Raw genomic sequence first — 23,141 nt, 5'->3', positions numbered from 1 at the left:
GATGTGATGGGGTGACCACCGAGATCACGCGGCTCCTGACGCGCACCGGCGCCGCCGATGACCGGGTCGAGTTCACGCTGACCCTGGACGGCGGCCAGGTCAGGGGCACCCGGTTCATCGGTCACTACGGCACCGTCCGGGGCGGCGGCCTCGTGGACGTCGACTGCCTGTACAAGGTCGCCCCCGGGGACAGGGGAAGACGCGCGATCGAGAACGAACTCCTCGTCCTCAGCGGCCTGGCGTGGGCGGGCGCGGACGACAGCCGGTTCGCCGAGCTGCTCGGCTACGACCTCGACGCGGAGGAGGGCGGCGCCGTGCTGATCCAGCGGCGGCGCGGCCGGGCGCTGGCCGACCGGGTCGCGACGACCGTGCCCCCCGAGGACGAGCTGTGGCAGCCCACCCACGATCTGCTGTCCGCGTTGCAGGTGCTGGCCGACCACAAGTACGTGCACGGTGCCATCTCGTCCACCACCGTGTTCTGGGACGGCGAAGGGTTGCAGATCGCCGACCTCAGCATGGCGACCAACGAGGCCGACAACGATGACGGCGCCGTCCGGGACGTGCGCAACGCCGCCGGGCTGCTCTACTGGCTCGCCTCCGGCGAAGGTTCGGCGTTCGGCTACCAGGCGGACGTCACCCGGTCCGCCGAGGAGGAGTTCCGCTATCTGAAGGCCCATCGTCCCTGCCTCGCGATGGTGCTGCGGCCCGTGTACGAGGGCGAGTCCCCCACCGCCGAGGACCTGCTGGCCGCGATGACGGGGTGGCCGCGTCCCGCCCGTCCGAGAAGGGCGGTGCCGCCGCGCGGTCCCGGGCGGAGAGAGGACCGGGAGCCCACGCAGGCGGACGTCACGGAGACACAGCACAACATCGGACCGACGCCCGACAACACGGTGAAGCCGCAGCACGCGAGGACACACCAGGACGCGAAGACTCAGCAGGACGCGAAAACACAGCAGGACGCGAGGACACACCAGGACACGAGGACACACCAGGACACGAGGACGCACACGGACACGGGGACGACGCGCCGACTGGGCGACGACCCGTCCGACCCGCTGGACGACCGTGAAGACCGCCAGTTCAGGAAGTATCTCGTCGAGAGGTTGACGAACATGCACGGCCAGCCCGCACAGCCGGCGGTGCCGGGGGCCGATCCGGCCCCGTCCCGGCGGCCTCGACCAGAACCCGGCTCCCTGCCGCAGGACTTCCCCTTCCGTGTCGACGAGGACGGCAGGCGCCGTCCGCATCCGCTCGTGTGGGTCGCCGCGAGCGCGCTCGTGGCCGTCATCCTCCTCCTGGTGGTGTTCTCATGACCGAACCGTTTCCCGGCCAGGTCGAACGGCGCCTCACGACCTGCCCGTACTGCCTGAACCAGCTCGACTGGTTCGACTTCGGCGAAGTGCCGCTGGTGAAGGAGACACCGTCCGGGCCGGAGGTCCTCACACCCGGACCGGACGAGTCGGAGACGCACTACCGGCATCGGACGCTCGGCGCCATGCGGCTGTGCCGGGGCAACGGCGAGCCGCACCTGCTGCCCGCCGACTACGGGTACATGGAGCCGCTCGTCATCGGCCTGGTCGGCGACAGCGCCGCCGGGAAGACGCACCTGCTCACCGCGATGATCGCCCAGCTTGAGCGGAGCCGCCCGCTGATCGGGCGCGAGCTGCGGATCGGGCCGCTCGACGGCCGGATGCGGCAGCGGTTCTACGACGAACGCGTCACCCCGTTCCTGGTGCGCCACGAGGTTCTGGGAGGCACCCGTCCCGGGCGCCCCGAGTTCGCGTACGCCCTGCGGGTGCAGAGCCGGCAGACGGGCCGGACCCACGCGGTCGGGTTCTTCGACGTCCCCGGCGAGCACTACCGGAGGTTCAGCTACGACGACACGCCGTTCATGAGCGCGGCCGACGCGGTCATCTACGTCGCGGACGGCAGCAGGCTCAGGTCCGGCGACGGCTGGCGCGACTGGGTTCCCGACCCGGGCTTCACGCACGCGATCGAGCAGCTGGAGCGCACCCGGGCCACCGGCAATGGCGGGCTTCCCCCGGCCGTCATCGTCGTCGCCAAGTCGGACATGCTGGACGGTCTCGACGACGACGCCACCGTCACGGACTGGCTTCGCCGCAGGGACGAGAGCCACCTCAACGACCTGCGCAGCGTGTTGGTGGAGACCGTGGACGCGGGGGCCTTCCTGAAGCGGCACGGCGCGGGCCACTGGCTGGACCCCATGGAGTCGGGGTCGCAGGTCACCATCCATTTCGCGTCCGCGTCGGGCGTCTCGAAGCCGCGGGAGGACGCGACCGAGTTCCCCGACGAGGGCTTCGGGCCGAAGCGGGTGCTGCGCCCGCTGCTGTCGCTGTTCAGCATGGCCGGACTGCTACCGAAGATCGACATGGAGCAGCCGGAGGTGTCCATGGACGACCCGCAGTCCTTCTACTGAGCGGCCGCGCGCCGGGCGTGCCCGGCGAGCAGCAGCGTCACGACCAGGTGGCCCCGCCCCTCCACGGTCGCCGGATCGGCGGTCTCGGCGATCCGCCGCCGGTCGAGCCACCAGGGCACGTCGGACCTCACCCCGACGGCCAGCGCGCGGGCCCGGCCGGCGGCCTGGGGCCAGAGCGTCAACTCGGTCGCCCACGCCCACACCATCGTCAGTTCGCGGTCGGACGGCAGTTCTGCCGGGGCCCGCCCCCGGTAGCTCCGGACGATCCGGTCGCGCAGCCAACCGACCTTCGCCGCCACGAAATCCACGATCTCGGGGACCTCCGCGTCGACCCGGTCGAGGACGGCGCACCGTCCCCGGCAGCCGGGATGGGCGCAGCGGTGCCCGGCCGCGTACTCCAGCGCGCCGTCCAGCAACGCCTTGCGCAGCAACCGCTGCTCGGCGTCCCCGCGCTGCGCCAGCTCCAGCAGCCCCGACGCGCTGATCGGACGCCCCTCGTACCGGGGCGTCACATCGGGCAGGACGCTCGCCGTGAGCCTGCCCAGCGCCCGCGCCGCCCGGCCGGAGGTGAGGCCGCGCAGGTACGTCACCTCGCCGTCGCTCGCGCCGAGTTCGACGAGCCAGTCGGCGACCCCGCCGCCGTTCGCGGCCAGCCAGCCGATGCCCGTCGCCCAGTTCTGCTCCAGGTCGTCGACGAGATGTTCGACCTTCCGGTACGTGCGGCCGTTGAAGCGCAGCCGTCGCTTCGGGCCGGCCGCCCACGCGGCCACCTGCTCGTAGCCCCAGCGTCGCTCCGGCTCGACGGTCAGCAGGCCTTCGATCAACCGGCGCCAGTCCGGATCGTCGACGTCGGTCAACGCCGGACGCCGCCCGTCCAGCAGCATCGCCCGCACCTCCTCGCGGGTCATGGCCGCGTACGGCTTGCGGCGCAGGAGCAGCTCGTAGGCGATGATCCCGAGCGCCCACCAGGCCGCCGGGGCGCCGCGACGGCCGCGCAGCGTCTCGGGTGAGGCGTAGGACAGGGTGAACGCCATCCGTCCACCCGCCGCCTGCTTGATCGGCGTCTTCTTGCTCGATGTCTGCCTGCCGGGTGCCCGTCCGCTCGGTGCCCGCACGTTCGGCGCCCGCTCCCGGACGTCGCGGGCCGTCCCCCCGAAGTCGCCGATGAGCAGCTCATAGGGGTCGCGTGACCGCACCAGGATGTTGGCGGGCTTCACATCGGTGTGCGTCAGCCCCTGCTCGACGACCCAGAAGTTCAGGCAGTCCGCGAGTTCGGCGATGATCAGGCGCCGTTCCAGGTCGCCGGTGGGCGCCGCGTGTCCGTGGATCACGTCGTGCAGCGATCCGTGCGGGCAGTACTCCTGGGCCATCCATCCGACGGTCTCGCCGCGCACCTCGATGTCGCCGTAGTCGAAGATCCGGGGGACGTGCCTGACGAACTGGTGCAGGGACAGCAGCCGCATCTGGTGGTGGTCCACCCGGGCCGCCTTGTTGACCTTGATCACGGCCTCGGACGCTCCGTGGCACCAGTCGCCGTCCGGCTCCACGAGGAACACGACCGCCTCGCCGCCGACCGCGAGCGGCCTCACGTTCGCGACGCGCCCCAGCAGGGCGTCCGGAAACTCTTCGACCCCTGACTCGAAACCCAGCACCCGCCCTCCCCGCCCGTGACCACAATCCTACGAGCCGTGCACCCGCCGTGGTGAGGGCGCCAAGGCGGTCTTCCGCCCCGCCCGTGACCGAGTCCGGCCGCGAGCCGGGGGCACGGTCGGCCAGCCGTTCACGACCCCTCCCGGTGGTGGGGTTTCGGCGGAGCCGCGATGGCGGCACGAGGCTTCCGAATTCCGGCCCGTCTAGGGGATAAAAAGCACGAATAGTGACAGATAGTGGCCATATCCATGACAGTCCTCCCGGACGGTCGTCAACCGTGCGATGCGACATGTACTAGTGGGGGCATAGCACCAGCAGCGGGCAGGTATCAGTCAGCACAAGGGGAGCGATGGCCTACTCCGTATCGCGCCTGAACAGGACGACCACCGCGCACTGGTGGCTGTCCCTGGAAAAGAGCGAGGGCCGGGAGCGGATCTACCGCGCACTTCGCGATCTTCTCGACGCGGGGGCTCCGGCGTATACCGCGAAACCCACCCGTCCCGCCCTCAACCGGCAACTCGGAATCACTTCCTCGTCGACCTTCTACCACGCGATCAACAATTCCCGGTTCAAGGAGGCGCTCGGCCACTCGGACTTCCGGGCGCTGCTCGACCGGAGCGACGCCATGGCGACCCTGGTCGCCGAGGCGAAGATCTGGTCGTACGCCGACCACCGGCAGGGTTGGCTCAACGGGCTGTCGCGGCTGCCCGGCGGATCCGTCCGGTGCGCGGTGCTGAGTCTGGTGCACGTCCTCTCCCGGTGGGCCGTGGCGGAACCGGGCCTGGCCACCGTGTACGGCTTCGCCGCGCCGCACTCGGCCGTCCAGGACCTGTGCACCGTCCTGCCATGCGAGATCACCGAGACCAGGGCCGGGGACCTGCTGGCGAAGGTCGTCACGGAGGCGCGCGGCCCGTTCGGCGTGTCCTCCGGCGCCGTCGTCGACGCCGTCTACGACGACCTCACCGAGATCCTGCACGCGCCCGCCGCCATCACCGGCATGGTCGAGGGAATCCGCGGCCGCCTCCGCGACCTCCAGGCGCCGCTCGGAAGCCTGTCGGACGCGGAACTCGACGCGGCCCTCCCCACCTGGGTTCCGCGCGAGGCGCTGCGGCTGCTCACCGAGGGGGCGTGACCGGTGCCGGGCGACCACGACCAGGAACTGCGCAGCGAACTGTGCACGCTCGTCACCTACGTCGGCGACACCGGTGACCCCCGACCTTTGCGCGAACTGCTCACCGAGGCCGACCACGACTCCACGGTCGGCCGCGCCGTGGTGCTCCAGATCGAATGCGAACTGGAGAAGTGGCTGAGCCGGGGCCGTGACGCGGCCGTGTCCGCCGACGTCTGGGCCGGCCTGGCACGCCGCGCCGCCGCGATGAGGCTGGCGCCCGACGACCCCGCGTACCTGACGATCCGCATGCTGCACGCGCAGTACGTGCGCCGCCGTGGACGGCCGGGCGACCTGGAACTGGCCGTCCGGCTCTACCGGCGCGAATGGGAGCTGCGCACGCAACTGTTCCCGGCCGACGACTGCCGGATCTCGACGGCGCACGCGAACCTGGCGCTGGCGATCCGGGAACGCGCCGCCCCCGGCGACCTGGAACGGGCGCTGGACATGCTGGAGGAGGAGACCGCGCGGCGCATGCGCGTGCACGGCTCCGACCGTCCGTTCACCTGGATCGCCCAACTGATCCTCGCGCAGACCTTGATCATGAGGGCGGAGGAGGCCGTCGACCCGGACGAGGTCCGCGCGGCGGCCCTGTCGGCCGGTGAGCACAGCGAGGCCGTCCTGACCGGCCGCCGAGTACGCTTCGGCCGCTCCCATCACGCGACCCTCCGCGCCCAACTCGTCCACGCCAACGCGCTCATCCTCCTGGGCCGATGCGCGGACGCCGTAGGCCTGCTCGGCGCACACCAACGACACGACCCATCCGGAACCACATCACCGGGCAAGTCCGACCTCCTCCTCGCCCGCGCCCTCAAGAACACCGAGCCCCTCCGGGCGCTGGTCCACGCGCGGCACGCGGTTCAGCGCAGCATCGACCCCCGCCGCAGGAAGGCGGCAGAACAGCTCGTCCAGGAGCTGGAGGTCAGCTGACCGCGTGACCGGGCCGCCTCGTAGGCGCGTTCCGCGGTCTCCTCGAAGCGTGCGCGCCAGCGTTCGGCGTCGCCGTGGAGCTGGTGGGTGAGCGCGCGGTCGCCGTCCAGGACGGCCGTCAACCGGCTCGCGACCCAGGTCGCCACGGGGTCGGCGGGCGCGACGGCCAAAACCTGGAGGTAGCAGGCGGCCAGGACGGCGTCCGCGCGGCGACGGCGGGTGGCCTCGTTCGCGGCGCGGACGGCGCGGGCCAACCGGTCCATGGCGGATGACACCGCCGCCTTGGAGTCGGCGGTCAGGGCTCGGGCCGCCATGTCCAGGGCCGCCGCGCGTTCGTGCGGCGGTGTCTCCGGGTCGAGGAGCGCGAGCCTGCGCTGGAGCCGCTCGACGATCGCGCCGTTGGCGCCGTTCGCGCCGCCCTGGCACAGCGTCCGCGCCACGGCGAGCCGGTCGGGGGAGTCCCTGGTGAGCAGGTGCAGGGCCGTGCCGACGGCACCACGGCGGTAGCGTCGCCGGGCGTCCGCGAGCTCGGTCTTCCGCTCCCGGACCAGGGCCAGCAGCTCCGCGGGCCGCAGGCCCACCGGGTCGATCGGCGCTGGTGCGGGCCGTTCCCGGCTCAGCGCCGGTAACGCCACAGTCTCGGCGTTGCAGCGCACGAGCGCCGCCGCCGCACGCGGCCACGGATCCCGGACGTCCGGCGGCGCGGGTTCCGCGGCGGGCAGCGCGCCGCACGCGAGGAAGAACGCCAGCCCGGCATCCGGAAGGGGTCCGTCTCCGAGCATATCGAGCGCCTCTCCGATTTCCGGTCGGGCATGGTCAATGGCCCCGGGAAACGTGCAGCACAGGCATACAGTGGCGATAATCGGCCAGAACGAAGCGCCCGTACATTCATTCCAGTAAAACGCTGGAATCATAGAATTGCCGGTCGGGTCTTCGCCTGCCCCGGGCCGGTTCCGCATGACCGCGACGAGGCGCGCACCCGCGCCGGACGCGCCGCACGCGCCGCAGGCGCGGATGGCCGATCCCGGAAGATGTGTCACGCGACTCCCTCTTGCCTTCCGAAGGCTGCTCTCCTTGCAGAAATCACCGCTCGATTCGCCGCCGGTGCGCCGGGCCGCCTTCCCCCGCCGGGGGCGGCCCGCAGGGAGGGCCGTCCAGGAGGTTGTATGCACGATGTCACCGTCAGGGGTCCGGACGGGACGCCCGCCGGTCGACCCGCGCGCCGCGGGCCGGGCCTTCGGCGTCCACCCCGACGCGCGGCATCCCTTCCAGCGACCCGGCGGCCGGATTGGAATGATCAATGCGTTCCAACAAATGCGCAGTATTTTGGAATACCTGGTCGGCGTGACGGGTCGATATTCGTGGGTCGAATGGGGATCGCTCGGATATTCTGGCGGGAATGGAATTTCCGGCTAGGCCGGTTCCTGCGAGGCCGTATGGGGGCGGTGATGTTCGACCGGAGGCGAGTCGTCCAGCCATCGGGGGACGCCGGAGTCGGGGACGTCGACAGGTCGTACGAACGGTGGCTTCCCGACGACCCCCCGAGCCTCGCCCGTTGTTCGGAGGCCGACGGATGGGCGCCCCACCAAGGCGGCCCCCCGCTGCCCGAGCCGGCGCCCGTCCCCTCGTTCCGGATCCCACGGTTGCGGTTACGGACGGCGGCGCCGCGACGGTTCGGCTTCCGACCGTTCCGGCGCAGGCCCCTCGACAGGTCCGCTCTCCGGGCGCGCACGGTCGGAGACGACCCCACCTGGCGAGGCCTGACGCGCCAGGACCCCCCACCACGAGACCCGGCACGGCGAGACAAGGAGCACGGCGATGACTGAGCCGACCCCCGGCGGCCGGGACCCCCGCCACCCGGACGACGCCGGCGAACCGCGCGCCCCGATCCGCTCGCCGCTGATCTGGTTCTCCGGGGCCGACGCCGAGGTCCTCGCGATGACGCCCGGCGACCGGGCGCGGTACACCGGCATGGGCAGCGCGGTCCTGTTCACGGCCTCGCTCGGCGGCCTGTCGATGTGCCTCGCGATGCGGATGGCGCTCGGCCTGCCCATCGCCGTCTGCCTGCTGATCGCCGTCGGCTGGTTCTTCGGCATCGCCGGTCTCGACCGCTGGCTCGTCAGCTCGATGGACAAGCCCGCCAGGGCCGCGAACGACGAGGTGGACGGCTGGGACGCTCCCGCGGAGTCCCGCAGCCCCTACAAGCTCGCCATCCCCCGCCTGGGGCTCGCCCTCCTCTTCGGCATGGTGATCTCGACGCCGCTCACCCTGCAGATCTTCGACACGGAGATCCGCGCCGAGATCAACAAGATTCACCAGGACGAGTGGAACGACTACGTCAAGGAGATGCGGAGCGGCTCGTCCGGCAGGCGCATCGCCGACCTGACGGCCAGGCAGGCGCAGTTACAGCAGGTCGTCAACAGCGGAGGGCGGTCGGGCGATCCCGCCGTGACCAACCCGGACGTGGCCGCCTACGACACGAAACTGGCGGAGATGCGCCGGCAGCTCACCGAACTGGATCAGAAGCGCGCCTGTGAGGAAGAGGGAGTGAACTCCGGCACCGACTGCCGGGGAACCTCCGGTCGACAGGGCTGCGGCGCGCGTTGCGACGCGTTCGAGCGCGCTCGCAACCGTCTGAACAGCGAGATCAAGAAGGTCGAGCAGCAGCGCGCGGCGCTGGTGGACCGTCTCAGGACGCAGGAGTCCAGCGGTGCCGAGTCCCGCCTCGCCCAGGCGAAGACGCAGCTGGAGGAGGTCAACGGGGAACTCGGCCAGCTCCAGAACGCGCAGTCGAAGCTCCTGGCACAGGGGAAGAGCGACAACGAGGCGAACAACGGCCTGCTGATCCGCATGGAGGCGCTCGAGAAGGCCAGCACGGGAAGCCTGACGCTGGGCCTCGCCCGGCTGGTGCTCTTCCTGTTCTTCACGGCGATCGAGTGCCTGCCGGTGATCGTCAAGCTGCTGATGAACGACGGCGCCTACGAGAACCTCGCCCGCGTGCGCCGGAGGCAGGACGAGATCCGGGGCAAGCGGGAACTGCTGGCCCGCCGCCGGGTCGACGCCCAGCACTATGAGGACGAGGTGTACTACGGCGAGCGGTTGCGCGCGGCCCGGTGGGCGGTCATCGACGAACTCGTCGCGGAGACCACGACCCTGGAGACGGACGTCAACCGGCGCAACCTCTACCGGTGGTACTCGCAGGAGTCGCGTGACCTGCCTCCGGCACCCCCGACCGGCGTCCCGTGGCAGTTCGGCAGAGACCCGGAGCCCCCGCCCCCCGAATCGTGGTCCGACGAGACGCCGCCGGACTTCCCGGGGCATTCCCCGAACGACATCCACATCCCGCAGCAGCCCGGACCGTCCGAGCCCGGGCCGGGACAGCAGGACCCGTACCGGCAGCCCGGGCCGCCGCCCCTGCCGCTGCCGTCGAGGAGCGACATCGGCAACGGCCGCCACGACCCGTACGGGGGCCGTAGGAATCGGCCCCGAAGCCGGGCCGGAGGAGGGCAGGCCGACAGGTTGCGGCCCATGGAGGCGACGTCCCACCACACCGGCCCCCACGATGTGGCCGGCGGCGACTTCGAGGAGGGCCGGTTCCAGCGCACCGTCCTCTCCGTGAAGGAGAGGTTCCTCTGGTTGCGCCGCAGGTCGGACCGGAGCGAGTGAGTGGGCTGCCGAACATCGCGGAGGTCTGTGCGAGCACGCGGGCTTTCGGTGCCGGTTCGGAGGCGGTCGTGTGGGTGCAGGGCCGTCCGTTTCGGTGTCGGGGTGTGTTCCCCCCGGCTGCCTGCGCGGGCGAGGTCTCGGGGCGAGAGGGGGAGGTGCTGTGGCGTCGCCGGTTGGAGCGGGGGGAGTGAGTGGGCTGCTTAACGTCGCGGAGATTTGTGCGAGTACGCGGGCGCTTGGGCCTGGGGTGCGGGCGGTGGTGTGGGTGCAGGGGTGTCCGTTTCGGTGTCGGGGGTGCGTGGCGCCGGACTGGATCGAGGAGCGGCCCGCACGGGTGATGTCCCCGGGCGAGCTTGTGGACGCGGTGCTGGCCGATCCCGAGGTCACCGGTCTGACGTTCTCCGGGGGTGAGCCGATGGAGCAGGCGGTGGGGCTGGCGGAGGCGGCGCGGCGGGCCCGGGAGCGACGTGAACTGACGGTGATCTGCTTCACCGGGTACCGGCTGGAGGAGCTGCGCGGACGGCCCGGCCCCGAGGCCCTGCTCGCCGAGGTCGACGTGCTCATCGACGGCCGGTATGTGGACGTCCTCGACGACGACGTCGGCATGCGCGGCAGCGCCAACCAGCGGGTGCACCGGCTGACCGACCGGCTCGCGGACGTCGCCGTCGACTTCGAGGCCGGGCCGCGGCGGGCCGAGATCAGGGTCCGCGCCGACTCCGCGCTCCTCGTGGGCGTGCCGTCGGCCGCCGTGCGCGGGGCGTGGACCCGGATCGAACGGACGAGACCTGTTCCCCCCACATCGAAAAGGGACTGACCGTGAGCGGTGCCAAGACGATCAGCGTCGACGCCGGTGCGTGGCGGGAGGCCCAGCGGGCCGCCCGCCGGCTCGCGGAGGTCCGGCGCGACATGCCGAAGCTCCTCGACGACGTCCGGCGGCAGACCCGGGCGGACATCGACCGCGCCGTCTCCGCCGTCACCACCAGACAGGCGCGCACCGACCAGAGGCTGCGGGAACTCAGCGAGCACACCCGCGACCTGGAGCGCCGTACCAGTGCGCGGCTCCGGGAGCAGGCGGGTCGGCTCAAGGCGGTGCGGGCGGAGACGAAGCGGCTGAGCCGGGAGATCGACCAGGAACGGCAAGAACGCGAACGGCAGTTCGCCGACCTGGACGCCCGGGTCACCGACATCACCGAACGCCGCGACCAGGCCACGCGACGGGCACGCGTGCTGTTCGACGACGCCGGAACGCTCGCGGCCGCGATCGGTGAACTCCCGCACGAACGGTTCGCTCCCGGGCGGCTCAGGCGCCTGGAGCAGCGGCTCGCCCAGACGGCGGTCACGCTCAACGAGCAGGAGCCCGCGTTCTCGCTCGGCCTCGTCCAGAACCTCTACTTCGACCTCAGCGACCTGCGCGTCGACGTGGAGGAGGCCGCGCTCGAATGGGAGCGGGCGCGCTTCGAGGCGCTGGACGCGCTGCACGCCGCCGACGCCGTCACCGTGTCCAACATCGTCGTCCCGATGCGCGCCATGGACGGCACGGTGCTGGACGACATCGACCTCGACGTCAATTTCTGGACCGACGGTGACGCGGCCCGGCTCCTGGACAGGATCCGTGAGCAGGCCGGGGTCGTCGCCGACCCTGATTGCCCGCTGACCCTGGACGAACTGCGCGCGATCGTCCAACGCGACGCGCCCGCTTATGAGCAGGAACTCACCGACCTCCTGGAGCGCGCCTGGACGCGGACGCTCGCGTCCCAGCAGCGCGCCAACACCGCCGAGATCGCCATCGCCGCGCTCGAACAGCAGGGCTACGAACTCGCCGACGAGGCCTGGGAAGGGGAGGACTTCCGCGGCGCGCACTACAGCAAGCTGGTCAGCCTGACGGGACGAAGCGAACTCGTCGTCGAGATCGCCCCGGACGGCGACGCCGGAATGGCGATCCGAGTGCTGTCCTACGACTCCGACGCGGCGGAGGACCGGCGGCGGCAGCGCACCGAGAGCATGCTCGGCAGCCTGCGCTCCGCGGGCATTCCCGCCGGAGCCCCCGAGGACCGTGGCACCGAGCCCACCCCCGAGGAGGGCGACCTGGAGGCCATCCGCAGACGGCGGCGGCGTGTCGGCTGAGCCGCCCGTGCCCACCCGGCTGCGTCCGCTGCACCGGGCGGCGATGGCGAGCGACCCCACGTACGTCCTGTACGGCGGCGGCGTCCAGGACGTCTTCGTCGACCCGGCCCTGCGTCTCATGGACCTGTCCCAGGCCCTGCACGAGACGCTGACCGCCGCCGGTTTCGCCCGGGTCGTGTTCTTCAACCTCGACACGATGCTGACCGTCCGCGACGCGTCGTCGCGGCTCGTGCGCGGCACCGCCTCGGGTGCAAGGACGGCCGGGCGCCGCGCGTCCCGCCGGATCAGGGGCCCGATGGGCTACCACCAGGTGGGCACGGGGACGGCCGCGGACGAAGGGCCGCCGCCCGCTTCGGTGCCGTCCGACTCTGGAGCACCCGGTCCCGCGCCGTCCGCGATGACCGACGAGGCCGCCCTCGACATGATCACCGGCCTGATGGGTGACGAGTCCGTCCGTACCGCCGTGGTCCTGGAGAACGTGGAGGTCCTGGAGCGCCACCTCAGCGGGCTGCGGCAGCTCGCCGTGTCCCTCGACGCGTGGCTGGGCGGCAGGCACGGCAAGGGCAACGCCTGCGTCCTGGTGTTCGTCCAGGAGCACCTCTCGGACGTCGAGCGGCTCGCCGGGCAGAGCCGGAACCTGCCCGGTCTGCTCGGCACCGCCGTCCGGGCGGAGAAGCGGCGCGGCTCCCCGGGGCTGATCGGCCCGCCGGAGGAGGCGGAGCTGTCCGCGCTGGTCCACCGGGCCCGGCTGCTGGACGACCTGCCGATCGGCGACTGGCGCGGGCTGACCCGGACGGTGCGGCTGATGGCCCGCGAACGCCGACCGCTGAGCACCTGGCGGAACCTGCTGGCGAGCCTGTCGGCGACCGGGACCCCGCTCGACGCGGGACGGTTGCGCGCGGACGGGCACCTGTCCGGCCCCGACCTCGGCGAGGGCACGGTGTGGGACAGGTTGGCCGGGCTGCGCGGGCTCGACCAGGTACGGGAGGCCCTGGAGGCGTTGCGTTGGCAGCCGCCGCGCGGGCGGGAGGCCACCGCCCTGCACATGGCGTTCACCGGCAACCCCGGCACCGGCAAGACGACGGTGGCGCGGCTGGTCGGCGAGATCATGCTGGAGCTCGGGCTGCTGCGCAGCGGACACGTCGTCGAGGTCGGTTCCGCGGACCTGGTCGGGCAGTACGTCGGGGAGACGGCCATCAAGACGAACCGGGTCGTCGACCGGGCCCTGGACGGCGTCCTGTTCATCGACGAGGCGTACACGCTGAGCGACCAGGCCGACGGGGGGTTCGGCAGGGAGGCCGTCGCCACCCTCCTGCAACGCATGGAGAACGACCGGGACCGCCTGGTCGTCATCATCGCCGGCTACCCCCGGGAGATCGAGGAGTTCCTGCGCGGCAACCCGGGCCTGCCGGGCCGGTTCCCCAGACAGTTCCGGTTGGAGTTCCCCGACTACGAGCCGCCGGTCCTCGTCGAGATCGCGCGGGCCGGGTTCGCCGAGCAGGGGCTGGTCGAGAGCGAGGCGTTCACGGCCGCGTTGGAGCAGGTCGTCACCCGGATGCACCGGCACAGGTCCGCGACGTTCGACAACGCCCGCGCGATGCGCACGCTCGTCCAGGACACCGGCGCCCGCTGGGCCCGGCGCGTTCGCGACGAACGGCACCTGCCGCTCGCGGTGGAGGACCTGCCGCCCGAGCATCTCCGGCACACCGAGGCGCCGCCCGCCCTGGCGGATCTCCTCGGCCCGCTGGAGGCGATGACGGGGCTGCGGCAGGTCAAGGACGCGGTCCGGCAGATGGTGTTGCGCCTGGAACTCAACCGCAGGCGCGAGCGGGGCGATGTCGTCGCCCCGCACATGGCCTTCCTCGGCCCGCCCGGCACCGGCAAGACCACCGTCGCCCGCGAGATCGGCCGGATCCTGCACCGCCTCGGGCTGCTGGGCCGCGGTCATGTCGTCGAGGTGGGACGTCCGCAGCTCGTCGGCGGCTACATCGGCCAGTCCGCGATCCGCACCGGGGAGCGCATCGACGAGGCGGAGGGCGGGGTGCTGTTCATCGACGAGGCGTACAGCCTGGCCCAGGGCGGGGAGAACGACTTCGGCCGCGAGGTCATCGACACGCTCGTCCCGGCGATGGAGAACCGGCGTGGCCGCTTCGTCGTCATCCTCGCCGGCTACACGGCGGACATGGAACGGATGATGGCCCTGAACCAGGGGCTGGCGTCCCGGACGACGCTGCACATCGAGTTCCCGCCGTACGAGCTGGACGAGCTGACGGAGATCTTCACCGGGCTGGCCGGGTCGCGCGGCTACACGCTCGGGCCCGGCGTCGTCGACCGGCTCCGCGTCTGGTTCGGCGCGGTGATGAGGGCGTCCGACTTCGGCAACGGCCGGGCAGCGCGGAGCCTGCTCGACGGGATCGAGGCCAACCTCGCCGAACGCGTCGTCGCCGACCCGGCCCTCGACCCCAACGTGATTCTGCCCGAGGACGTCCCCGATGTCTGAGCCCCGGGACCCGCGAGAAGCGGACCGCTGCCCGGTCTGCGGCTGGCCCGCGGGAGCCGACGCGCGGTGCCGTGACTGCGGCTGGACGCTGCACACGCCGTGGCGGCTGGGCCGCGGCGACGAGTCGGGCTTCCAGGCGCGGCTCGACGCGGCCCGCCTGGAAGCCGACCTGCGGGTCGCGGCCCGGCTCGGGGACGACTGGCGCGACACCGCGCCGCTGCTGCGCGGCGTGCCCGACGACGCGGCGTGGGCCGAGGCGCGCCGGGCGGTCTCCGTCCCGGTCCGGCCCGCGCGACCGGTGCTGGCGCGGGCGGTCGCCGACCTCGCGGGCGGCGCGAGGCTGGCGGTCGTCGAGGTCTCCGCCGAGGGCCTGACCGCGACGCTCGTGGACGACCTGGCCCGCACCGACGGACCGCCCCGGACGCGGAGCTGGAACGAGATGCTGCCGATGCTCTCCGCCGACCCTGCGGTGCGCGCGTTCCAGCTCGCGGGCGGCGAACGCGAACTGGACCGGCCCGCCCTCGAACTCGCTTTGGTGGCCGCCGTCACCGCATGGGCCCGAACCCTGCCGCCCGACCGGATCGCGATCTGCCGGGTGCCCGGCTGGCCGCTGCCCGAACTCGCCACCCGTCTGCTCGCCCCGCGCCACCTCGCCACGGCGACGGCCGTGGAGCCGGGCGAGTTGGCGGCGCTGCTCACGGAGGTCGCGGCGACCCGCCCGATCCGCACCGGCTACGGGCTCCTCGTCGCCCGGCTGGAGCCGAAGGGGAGCCGGGTGACCGCCGCGCTGCACCCGCTGTTCGACGCCGGAGCACGCGGCGGCGCGATGGCGGAGGTCACGGTGTACCGGGCGCCGGGGATGAGCCCGGCGACGACGCTCGCGGTCTGCACGGTCGAACAGCCGCCCCGGCTGGTCGCCGCGTGGCGGGCGACGCCAAGGACCGGGCCCGTTCAGGTCCGGGCGGTGCTCGATGGCCCGGAACGGGTCAGGTTGACGGTCCCGTCCGGGTTGGACCCCGACCCGCAGAATCTGTCCGGCATCCTCGAAGGCCTACCGAAGCGGTTCGTGGCGCCCCCGCGCCGGATGGAACTGTTCTGCCTGCTGGAGCTGAACGGCCCGGCCAGGGCGGTGCGGCGGCGCAGGGAACTGCTGGACGGGCTGCTCGACCTTCTCGCGTCCGAGGTGGCGGAGCGGGTCGACGCCGCCGTCCTGGGCTACTCCGACCACTCGTTCCGCGGCCGGACGATCATCGACGTGGTGCACGGCGGTGGAGCGTTGGAGCGGCCCGCCGCGACCCGCTCGTCCCTGAAACGGCTACCGGAACCCGTCGAGCCGTTCACCGCGGGCGCCGCCCCGCTGGAGGACGCGCTCACCGCCCTCGCCTCGACGGTTCCCCCGCCGCGTGCGCCGCGCGTCCTGTTGACGGTCGCGGGCCGCCCTCCGCATCCGCTGGTCGCCGACCGGAGCGGGCGCCGTCCCGTCGACGTGTGCCCGTCCAGGCATGACTGGTCGAAGGCCCTCGCCCGCACGCACACCGGCCGCCGGGTCGCCGTCGTCGACGAGGTGCCCGAGACGCCCGCCTCGGTCTGGCGGGCGCTCGGCGAGCACGCCCTGCTCGGCCTCGACGGCACCGAGCCGCGTGCCCTCGCCGCCGCGCTCGGACTGCTGCCTTCGGCGCCCGTCCGGTTCTCCGTTCCGCTCGCTCATCCGCTCTGAGAGGTGGTGTGCCATGTCCGTTCCTCCGCAGTACCAGAACTTCCCCGATGACGACGCCGACGACGACGAGCCCGTCCAGACACCCGGCAGCAGGTACGCTCAGCCGCCGGTCGACACCGCCCCCGGTGTCGGCGCCCCGGGCCCTGGTGCTCCCGGCTCTGGTGCTCCGCGCCCTGGTCCTCCGCGCCCTGGTCCTCCGCGCCCTGGCGCCCCCGGTCCGGGGAGACCGGACGGGGGCGGCGCGTCGCCGGGCGGCGGTCGGTCCCGTGGCACGGGCACGGCCACCGATCCGGGGGCGTCTCGGAACGGGACGGACGGCGCCGCCGAGCCCGACGCCGAAGAAGCCGACGCCGACGACACCGTCGCCGGGCGCATCGGCATCATCGGCCCGCCCGGCAGCGGCAAGACGACCTTCCTCGGGGCGATCCGCGTCGCGCTGGAAGAGCGGGAGGCCGGGCTGATCTGGGGCACCGACGCCCAGTCGCGGAAGTTCCTGACCGAGGCGTCCGACCGGCTCCACCGGCAGCGCGTCTTCCCCAACGCCACCGTGAGCCTGCCGCCGAACCTGTCGTTCAGGCTGCGCGTCCAGCGCAAGAACGTCCGGGTCACCACCAAATGGAAGAGGCGGCGGCGGGTGACGCGGACGGCGATGGTGTCGCTCGACGTCCTGGACGCGCCCGGCGGCATCTACGGAGGTCACACGCCCGAGGCCGTGCCGGAGCCCGGCGGGCCGCCCCGGCAGAGCGCGGCCTCCTACTCGACCGCCGACCTGGAACGGCTGGCGGAGCACCTGGCCGCCAGTTCCGGCCTGGTGCTGCTGCTCGACCCCGTCCGCGAGACGAACATGAACGACTCCTACGACTACCTCCAGCACATCATCGTGGAGATCGCCGCGAGGGCCCGTTTCCGGCGGAACGATCCGCACCTGCCGCACTACCTCGCGGTCTGCGTCACCAAGTTCGACCACCCGCACGTCTACAACGCCGTGAACCGGCAGGGGCTCTATGTCGAGCCGCGCGGCGAGTACGAGTTCCCGCACGCGCCGTCGTCGACGGCACGCGAATACTTCGACCTCCTCTGCGAGGAGCAGCGGCCTGACACCGCGTTGGGCGACACCAACAGCACGCGGCAGCTCAGGAACGTCATCAGGCAGTACTTCAGCCCGCAGCGCACCAGGTTCTTCCTGACGTCGGCGGTGGGGTTCCGTGTCGATCCGCGGACGCGCAGGTTCCTGCCGACCGCACCGGAGAACGTCTCCTACCAGGAGTTCGACGGGAAGGTCGGCCAATGGATCCTGGGCACGGCCCACCCGGTGAACGTCCTGGAACCCCTGATGTGGCTGGTCCAGCAGCAGTTCAAGGACGACGGGCGATGACGACCGTGCCCGTGGCGTGGGCGGTGCGGGGCAAGAAGAGCGACAGTTACGCCGACTACGGCATCACCGTCGGCGGTCGTGGGTTGTCCGCCAGGCAGTTGCCCGCCGTGTTCGACGAACTCTCGTCGCTGGGCGAACCGCCGGTCGAGCGGACCGGGCCCCGGGCACTGCCCTGGATCGTGTTCACCGCCGCCCGCGCGGGCGACCGCGACCACGTCGGCCTCTCCGTCCAGGAATGGACGGACCAGAGCGACGCCATGGGCCGTCCCATCACCACCTGCACGTTCTACTACCTGCCGTACCGGGACGCCGGCGACCTGGGCGTCTCCTACCGTGAGCTGCTCGCCGCCGTCCGGGACGAGCCGCTCCCGCGGGACGGCTCCGCGCTGCACGCCTCACTCACCGGGACCGACCCCCGGTACCTGGCCGACACCATCGCCGACCAGGGGTTCGCCCGGGTCGCCGGCGCGGCGGCGCTGCTGCTGGAAGGCCCGGTGACGGTGACGCGGGCCGAGCATCTGACCGTCGAGCAGAGACTCGCGTTCATGGACGCCGTCGCCGCGCTGCTCCCGCAGGGCTGGCGAACCCGCTTCTCCGCCGCGACCTGGCACGAGGGCACCGACCTCCGGATCGGGATGGTGTTCGGGCAGGTGTGCCGTCCCGGCTCGTTCGAACTGGACTGGCAGGCCCCCGGCGCGCCACCGGCGTCGTCCGCCGGGGCGGCGTACCACAGTTGGCTGTACGAACTCGTGGAGGCGCGGGGCTGGCCGGGGCCGAGGCTGGTGGCGGCGCTCGCCGCCCAGCGCGCCTCGATGTTCCACGCCGGACCGGGCGCGGCCGTCGAGATCGTGGCGGACCTGGACTGGCCGGGAACCGTCTGGCGGGCCGTCCTCGACGGCACGGCGCAGCACGACGACCTCGTCCGGCTCTTCACCGGTGGACGCCACCGCGAGCTCGACGACCCCGACAAGGTGGCGCGGGTGTTCGGCGCGCTGGTCGACGTCGCGGAGCCGAGCGACCTCCCGCTCGTGGCGAAGCTGTGGCATGAGTGCGGCGGCGAGGACACCACTCTGCTCCGCAACGCCCGCCGCCGGCTGTGGCGGGAACGGCCGCAACCCGACCTCGGCGCCTATGTCGAGACCGCCGACCGGCTCGGCTTCGCCGACGGCTTCGTCGCCGGTCTCCTCGCCGCCCCGCGCCCGCCCGGGGAGCTGCCGGGCGGGGAGGCGACCCTCGCCGCGCTGCTGTGCGAGCGCCGCCCGCCCGGCCCGGGACGGACGGCCGAGGCGCTCGCCCGGAACGGCTCCGTGCTGGCCGAACTCCTCCTGGCGGTGACTCCGGGCCCGATCGCCGAACGGAGAGCCTGGCTCCAGACCGTCGAGCCGGACGCGCCGCCCGTCCTGCTCGACGCGTTCAACGGGTTGTGGACGCGTCCACCCCGCATCCCCGACTCGTTCACGGAACTCGTCCAGAACGGTCGGCGCTGCGTCCCGGCCGTCCTGCAAACCGCCGCGAAGACGCCTCAGGCGTTCGGCGACACCCTCGGCGCCTTCGGCCGCTGGCTGATGACGGACGCCGACCCCGCGCACGCCCGCGCCTGGACCGGCGTACTGGCCCTGCTGGACGCCTCGACGTCCGCCGAGAAGGGCACGATCGACGGGCTCCTCACCTGGCTGGGCGGCAGTCCACGCCACTTCCCGGACTGCACCCGATCGCCCAACTACTTCGACGCGTTCCACGCCGTCTGCGCCGACCCGGCAGGTCAGCGGCACCGCTCTCGCCTCGTCGCGGCGCTCGCGGCCTTCGTGAGCCGATACGAGTGGGTACCGGCGGGCCACACCACGGCGATCGTCAAGCTGGTCGAGCGGTTCGCCATCGACCGGGAGGTCGGCAGCGCCCTGCTCTTCGCCCGGTCGGTGGAGCCGACGCTCGTCCACGTCAACGCGTACGCCACCTGGCGGCGGCGGTACCTCGACGCCCGCCAAGAACTGCGGAAGGTGGAGTCATTGCTGCTCATCCGTAACGTCCGTCCCGACGCGCCGCCGGATGTCGTCGGCGAACTGTGCGCGGGGGCGCTGCACGAAGGCCATCCGTTCGACTGGGTGCGCGACGAGATCCTCGAAGCCGGGTGGCGCTTCACCCCTGACCGGTTCGTGACCCTGCTCGACACCGTCACCGACACCCTCACCCGGCTGGGACGCGACCGGGACGAGGCGGAGGACTCGGCCCTGCGACTCGGCAGGCTCCTGATGCTGAGGCGTCCGCCGGAGGAGACCGCTCAGATCCGCCGGTACACCGTCCGGTACGCGGTCCACGAGATCCGCTACCGCCTGAACATGATCCGGTACCTGAGCGGGGACCCGGAGAAGAAGGGCAAACTCCTCCTGGACGGTCCCATCCGCAAGGAACTGGACCGGCTGGGCACGCTCGCCGGACGCGTCGCCAAGTCGGGAGCAACCCCCTGGAGGAAGGGATGACACGCGGGGCGGGCCGGGCGGCCGTCCTCGACCTGGACGAGGCGACCCTGACCCTGGTCGACGGCGACGAACGCGTCTACCAGCGACCGTCCGACCCGCCCGGCCCGTTCGACCGTCCGGTCATCGTCGTCGCCGCGCCGCACGGGCCCGGCGCCGCGAGACTCGAAGCCCTGCACCGGGTCGCCCCGTACGGGGTGCGCGGGACGGGACGGTTCGCGGCCTGCGCCGCGGCGGCGACCCGGCGCGGTGTGACCGGGACCCTCGCGATCTGCGACGTCACCTGGACCACCGCCCGCATGGCCCGAGCGGAGGCCCGCGACGCGGAGATCACCGTGGGCCCGCACCGCGACGCCGCCGGGCTCGACGGCGGCTCCTTCGTCGCCGGGCTCACCACCGACCCCGCCCAGCGCGCCGCGCTCCGCGAAGCGCTCACGGGCGACCCGGACTTCCTGCTGGAAGCGTGCGACCAGGCCGTCCAGGACCCGATGTTCCGGGACGTGCCGCTGATGACCGCGAGCGACCCGACCATCACCGTGGGCCGCCTGCTGGACGCGCTCCCCGCATACCTGGCCGCGCTGACCCCGCTCGTGCCGGACCTGCGATCCGCCGACCACACCGTCCTGACCGGCGCGTTCGCCGCGTTCCCGCTCCTCGCCCGCGCCCTAGCCGACGCGGCCGGTCGGGCACCGCTCGTCCTGCCCGACGCCGTCCTGGAAGGCGCGCTCCTCCTGGCCGAAGGAACCTACACAGAACCAGCCACACAACGCACCAACGTGCGGATACCACTACACCGGCACCGAGCCGGAAAGCTGGAGGAACGGCTCGTCGCACTGCCGTACGGCATCGGGGAGTACGCGCTCCTCGACGGAGCCGACCTGTACGTCACGAAGGGCAGTGGGGACGGCCTCCCCGTAACCGACGCACTGCCGCTGGAAGTGGACGGCGCACAGCTCCACATCGACTTGTCCCACCTCCCGGCCGGACGTTACAGGCTCGGCGTCCGCACCGACCACGACGGACCAGTGCTGGTCGCGACCGCCGACGACGACACCGAACCCGTCTTCACCGCCCTCCCCGACCGAAGCGCACAGAAATGAAGGGACCCGCCTGACCCGTGAACGGCGAACGGATGCGCACCCTCGGCAGGCTCATCTCCGAACTCGCCGACGAGGCCGGACCGGACGGCGACCGCGCCGCCGGGCTGCGCTTCGTCAGCGAGCTGAACAAGGCCCTCACCGACCTGCCCCGGCTGCTCGCCACCGGCCGGGCCCGTCTCGACGGCGGAGACTTCGGCCCCGCCGTGACCGCCAAACTCTCCGCGACCTGGGCCGACCTGGAGAAGCACCGCGCGGAGCTCATCGAGACCGAGAACCTTCTCGCCGAACTGAAACCCGCCCTCGCCGAACTCGAAACCGTTCGGACCCGGCACGCGGAACTCACCACGCGCCTGGCGGAGGTACGCCGCCTGGAGGCGTTGAAGGACGAGGTCGAAACCCTGCGCGCCGCGACGTCCGACCTCGACCGTCGCGAGGCCGCGCTGTCCGACGTCCGGGACGCCGAACGGGAGTTGGCCGAGGCGGGCCAGGCGATCGGCGTGCGGTCCGCGCTCCGGCTGTCGGAACTCGACACCGCGACCCGCGACACCGTCGAACGGGCCGAGCGGCTCACCGAGCAGATCGCGTCCGCCGAGGACCGGCTGGCCGCGCAACGCGGCCGGGTCGCCGCGCTGGAGTCCGACCTGGAGACGCTGCGGGCCGAGTTCGCCGAGCTGGAGTCCATCGCCGACCAGAAACTCCCGCACATCGAGGCGCACCGCAGTGCCGACCGGGAACTGTGCGCCGCCCTCGGAATCGGCCCGCTCGTCAAGGGATCAGGACTGAAGCACGTCCAGACCGCCCTGACCGAGATGGAGGAACAACTCCGCAAGGCCGACACGGCGATCCGTGACGCACTCCGCGCGAGCGACACCGAACACGCCACCACCCGCAAACCCACAAGCCTGATCTAGGCCCCGGCGCACTCGTCCCACCGAGCCGAAACGCACTACCCGTCCGAGTTGCCGGCGGCCATAACGGCTCGGAGCCGAGCGATCTCCTCTTCCCAAAGATGTCCGTTCGGACTCTCGCTCCACAGTTGCCTTACTTCGGAGTCGGCCGCGACGACTCGATCGAGCGCGCTGATGGCCAAGGGCACCAGTTCACGGGGCAGGGGCGGCACCGGCTTCCCCGGACCGGAGATCGGGTCGGTGGGCGGCCCACCCGGGAGCTGTGCCGCGACCACCGCCGCGGCGGCGACGGCGGGATCGGCGGATCGGCTACCGGTGTCGCCGTCCGGCGGCATCACCGCGTTCAACGCGCGGGCGATCAGTTCAGCGTGCTGCTCGGCCGGCGCTTCGTCCAGGTCGATGGCGAAGTCGGACGCGTGATCATTATCGAAGGGCCCGATATCCCAAGTTCCCATGTAAGGATTTTTCCACCTGCGCCGCACTCCGGTCGCCGGAATCGACCCTTCGGCGTAGTCGCGGACGAAGACGTTCTCGTCCACGTGCGGCTCGGAATCTCCGGAATGGTCGCCGCCTCGGTGAGCTGCCAGAACGACCAGCCAGTGCCGCCCGGGATGTTCGTGGACGCGTGCGCGGCGGTGGCGGGAGCCGCCGCCGCGGGCATCGAGGACGACCCGTGCCCCGGAAGGACGGATCACGCGAAGTGACAAATCGGCCTTGGCGGCGTGGCCGAAAACTATGCGGAATCACGTAGATATCGCTGTTTCCTCCTTGACACGATGTCGCGGAACACTGCGGCACGGAAAAGGATGTGAGGTACCCATGAAGGGAAACGGCAAGCATCTCGTCAAGCGAGTCGCGGCGACGGCGGCGGTGGCCGGGACACTGACCCTGGGTGGTCTGGCGACCGCGGGCGCGGCGAGCGCGGAAACGGTCGACAATGCCGGTTCGGCCGTGCTCACCAATGTCACGCCTGACGCCGCCTCGGACGCTTACACGTCCAATGTGAGTTGCTGTCAGAACAGCCAGCAGACCAACTTCGGCTGCTGCTGAATTCTCGGTGGGGCGCGGATGTCGCCAGGCCGCGCCCCACCG

The 23,141-nt window shown here is 72.1% G+C and carries 19 protein-coding genes; 15 read left to right on the top strand and 4 right to left on the bottom strand.

The window, feature by feature from the left end; genetic code table 11:
* Nucleotides 1–11 precede the first annotated feature (11 nt).
* Nucleotides 12–1,313, top strand: a complete 1,302-nt coding sequence (locus D0T12_RS28875; RefSeq protein ID WP_117403450.1) for a protein kinase family protein — start codon at nt 12–14, stop codon at nt 1,311–1,313.
* Nucleotides 1,310–2,437 (top strand): TRAFAC clade GTPase domain-containing protein, encoded by a 1,128-nt coding sequence (locus D0T12_RS28870; protein ID WP_117403448.1) that lies wholly within the window; start codon nt 1,310–1,312, stop codon nt 2,435–2,437. Before D0T12_RS28875 ends, D0T12_RS28870 begins: the two co-directional genes overlap by 4 nt.
* Here the strand turns inward: D0T12_RS28870 and D0T12_RS28865 are convergent.
* Entirely contained in the window at nt 2,431–4,089 is a 1,659-nt protein-coding gene (locus D0T12_RS28865; RefSeq protein WP_117403446.1) for a protein kinase domain-containing protein, read from the bottom strand. The genes D0T12_RS28870 and D0T12_RS28865 overlap by 7 nt on opposite strands.
* Before the next feature lie 347 nt (nt 4,090–4,436).
* On the opposite strand from D0T12_RS28865, the gene D0T12_RS28860 reads away from it, so the two are divergent.
* Together D0T12_RS28860 and D0T12_RS28855 are read left to right on the top strand one after the other, a co-directional pair.
* Nucleotides 4,437–5,219 carry a hypothetical protein gene (locus D0T12_RS28860; RefSeq protein WP_117403444.1) on the top strand — a complete coding sequence of 261 codons (783 nt, stop codon included), beginning with the start codon at nt 4,437–4,439 and terminating at the stop codon, nt 5,217–5,219.
* Between the two features lie 3 nt (nt 5,220–5,222).
* Nucleotides 5,223–6,185: a hypothetical protein gene (locus D0T12_RS28855; protein WP_117403442.1), complete on the top strand. Its 963-nt coding sequence runs from the start codon at nt 5,223–5,225 to the stop codon at nt 6,183–6,185.
* Here the strand turns inward: D0T12_RS28855 and D0T12_RS28850 are convergent.
* Together D0T12_RS28850 and D0T12_RS37095 are read right to left on the bottom strand one after the other, a co-directional pair.
* Nucleotides 6,116–6,967 (bottom strand): hypothetical protein, encoded by an 852-nt coding sequence (locus D0T12_RS28850; RefSeq protein ID WP_117403440.1) that lies wholly within the window; start codon nt 6,965–6,967, stop codon nt 6,116–6,118. The two genes, D0T12_RS28855 and D0T12_RS28850, sit on opposite strands and share 70 nt — an antisense overlap.
* A gap of 400 nt (nt 6,968–7,367) precedes the next feature.
* Nucleotides 7,368–7,499 carry a hypothetical protein gene (locus tag D0T12_RS37095; protein WP_267900427.1) on the bottom strand — a complete coding sequence of 44 codons (132 nt, stop codon included), beginning with the start codon at nt 7,497–7,499 and terminating at the stop codon, nt 7,368–7,370.
* 504 nt (nt 7,500–8,003) lie between these two features.
* On the opposite strand from D0T12_RS37095, the gene D0T12_RS28845 reads away from it, so the two are divergent.
* From D0T12_RS28845 to D0T12_RS28805, 9 genes are all read left to right on the top strand, one after another.
* Nucleotides 8,004–9,851, top strand: coding sequence for a DUF4407 domain-containing protein (locus tag D0T12_RS28845; RefSeq protein WP_117403438.1), 1,848 nt, complete (start codon nt 8,004–8,006; stop codon nt 9,849–9,851).
* Between the two features lie 70 nt (nt 9,852–9,921).
* Complete coding sequence (locus tag D0T12_RS28840) at nt 9,922–10,665, top strand: 4Fe-4S single cluster domain-containing protein (RefSeq protein WP_325050849.1); 744 nt, start codon at nt 9,922–9,924, stop codon at nt 10,663–10,665.
* A gap of 2 nt (nt 10,666–10,667) precedes the next feature.
* Nucleotides 10,668–11,975, top strand: a complete 1,308-nt coding sequence (locus D0T12_RS28835; protein ID WP_117403434.1) for a hypothetical protein — start codon at nt 10,668–10,670, stop codon at nt 11,973–11,975.
* Complete coding sequence (locus D0T12_RS28830) at nt 11,965–14,475, top strand: AAA family ATPase (protein ID WP_147339672.1); 2,511 nt, start codon at nt 11,965–11,967, stop codon at nt 14,473–14,475. The genes D0T12_RS28835 and D0T12_RS28830 overlap by 11 nt, the downstream gene beginning before the upstream one ends.
* Complete coding sequence (locus D0T12_RS28825; RefSeq protein WP_117403430.1) at nt 14,468–16,192, top strand: hypothetical protein; 1,725 nt, start codon at nt 14,468–14,470, stop codon at nt 16,190–16,192. The genes D0T12_RS28830 and D0T12_RS28825 overlap by 8 nt, the downstream gene beginning before the upstream one ends.
* A gap of 13 nt (nt 16,193–16,205) precedes the next feature.
* Nucleotides 16,206–17,567: a P-loop NTPase family protein gene (locus tag D0T12_RS28820; RefSeq protein ID WP_117403428.1), complete on the top strand. Its 1,362-nt coding sequence runs from the start codon at nt 16,206–16,208 to the stop codon at nt 17,565–17,567.
* Nucleotides 17,564–20,044 carry a hypothetical protein gene (locus tag D0T12_RS28815; RefSeq protein WP_117403426.1) on the top strand — a complete coding sequence of 827 codons (2,481 nt, stop codon included), beginning with the start codon at nt 17,564–17,566 and terminating at the stop codon, nt 20,042–20,044. The genes D0T12_RS28820 and D0T12_RS28815 overlap by 4 nt, the downstream gene beginning before the upstream one ends.
* Nucleotides 20,041–21,141 (top strand): hypothetical protein, encoded by a 1,101-nt coding sequence (locus tag D0T12_RS28810; protein ID WP_117403424.1) that lies wholly within the window; start codon nt 20,041–20,043, stop codon nt 21,139–21,141. The genes D0T12_RS28815 and D0T12_RS28810 overlap by 4 nt, the downstream gene beginning before the upstream one ends.
* A gap of 17 nt (nt 21,142–21,158) precedes the next feature.
* Complete coding sequence (locus tag D0T12_RS28805; protein ID WP_117403422.1) at nt 21,159–22,052, top strand: hypothetical protein; 894 nt, start codon at nt 21,159–21,161, stop codon at nt 22,050–22,052.
* A gap of 35 nt (nt 22,053–22,087) precedes the next feature.
* Here D0T12_RS28805 and D0T12_RS28800 read toward each other — a convergent pair whose 3' ends face one another.
* A complete protein-coding gene (locus tag D0T12_RS28800) occupies nt 22,088–22,588 on the bottom strand; it encodes a DUF4259 domain-containing protein (RefSeq protein WP_199487758.1) in 501 nt (166 codons plus the stop codon).
* On the opposite strand from D0T12_RS28800, the gene D0T12_RS35590 reads away from it, so the two are divergent.
* Nucleotides 22,589–22,753, top strand: coding sequence for a hypothetical protein (locus tag D0T12_RS35590; RefSeq protein ID WP_158581664.1), 165 nt, complete (start codon nt 22,589–22,591; stop codon nt 22,751–22,753). It begins immediately after the preceding gene.
* 115 nt (nt 22,754–22,868) lie between these two features.
* Nucleotides 22,869–23,099 (top strand): hypothetical protein, encoded by a 231-nt coding sequence (locus tag D0T12_RS28795; RefSeq protein ID WP_117403420.1) that lies wholly within the window; start codon nt 22,869–22,871, stop codon nt 23,097–23,099.
* Nucleotides 23,100–23,141: the final 42 nt, after the last annotated feature.

Origin of the sequence: Actinomadura spongiicola, assembly GCF_003432485.1 — a bacterium.
Taxonomy (GTDB): Bacteria; Actinomycetota; Actinomycetes; order Streptosporangiales; family Streptosporangiaceae; genus Spirillospora; species Spirillospora spongiicola.
The sequence above is the reverse complement of the archived record's forward strand: the minus strand, read 5'-3'. Positions and strand labels throughout refer to the sequence as shown.

Excerpts from the sequence above, each read along its gene's own strand:
- D0T12_RS28870 (WP_117403448.1), top strand. The coding sequence starts at position 1,310 with ATGACCGAACCGTTTCCCGGCCAGGTCGAACGGCGCCTCACGACCTGC.
- D0T12_RS28860 (WP_117403444.1), top strand. The coding sequence starts at position 4,437 with ATGGCCTACTCCGTATCGCGCCTGAACAGGACGACCACCGCGCACTGG.
- D0T12_RS28850 (WP_117403440.1), bottom strand. The coding sequence starts at position 6,967 with ATGCTCGGAGACGGACCCCTTCCGGATGCCGGGCTGGCGTTCTTCCTC.
- D0T12_RS28845 (WP_117403438.1), top strand. The coding sequence starts at position 8,004 with ATGACTGAGCCGACCCCCGGCGGCCGGGACCCCCGCCACCCGGACGAC.
- D0T12_RS28825 (WP_117403430.1), top strand. The coding sequence starts at position 14,468 with ATGTCTGAGCCCCGGGACCCGCGAGAAGCGGACCGCTGCCCGGTCTGC.
- D0T12_RS28820 (WP_117403428.1), top strand. The coding sequence starts at position 16,206 with ATGTCCGTTCCTCCGCAGTACCAGAACTTCCCCGATGACGACGCCGAC.
- D0T12_RS28815 (WP_117403426.1), top strand. The coding sequence starts at position 17,564 with ATGACGACCGTGCCCGTGGCGTGGGCGGTGCGGGGCAAGAAGAGCGAC.
- D0T12_RS28810 (WP_117403424.1), top strand. The coding sequence starts at position 20,041 with ATGACACGCGGGGCGGGCCGGGCGGCCGTCCTCGACCTGGACGAGGCG.
- D0T12_RS28795 (WP_117403420.1), top strand. The coding sequence starts at position 22,869 with ATGAAGGGAAACGGCAAGCATCTCGTCAAGCGAGTCGCGGCGACGGCG.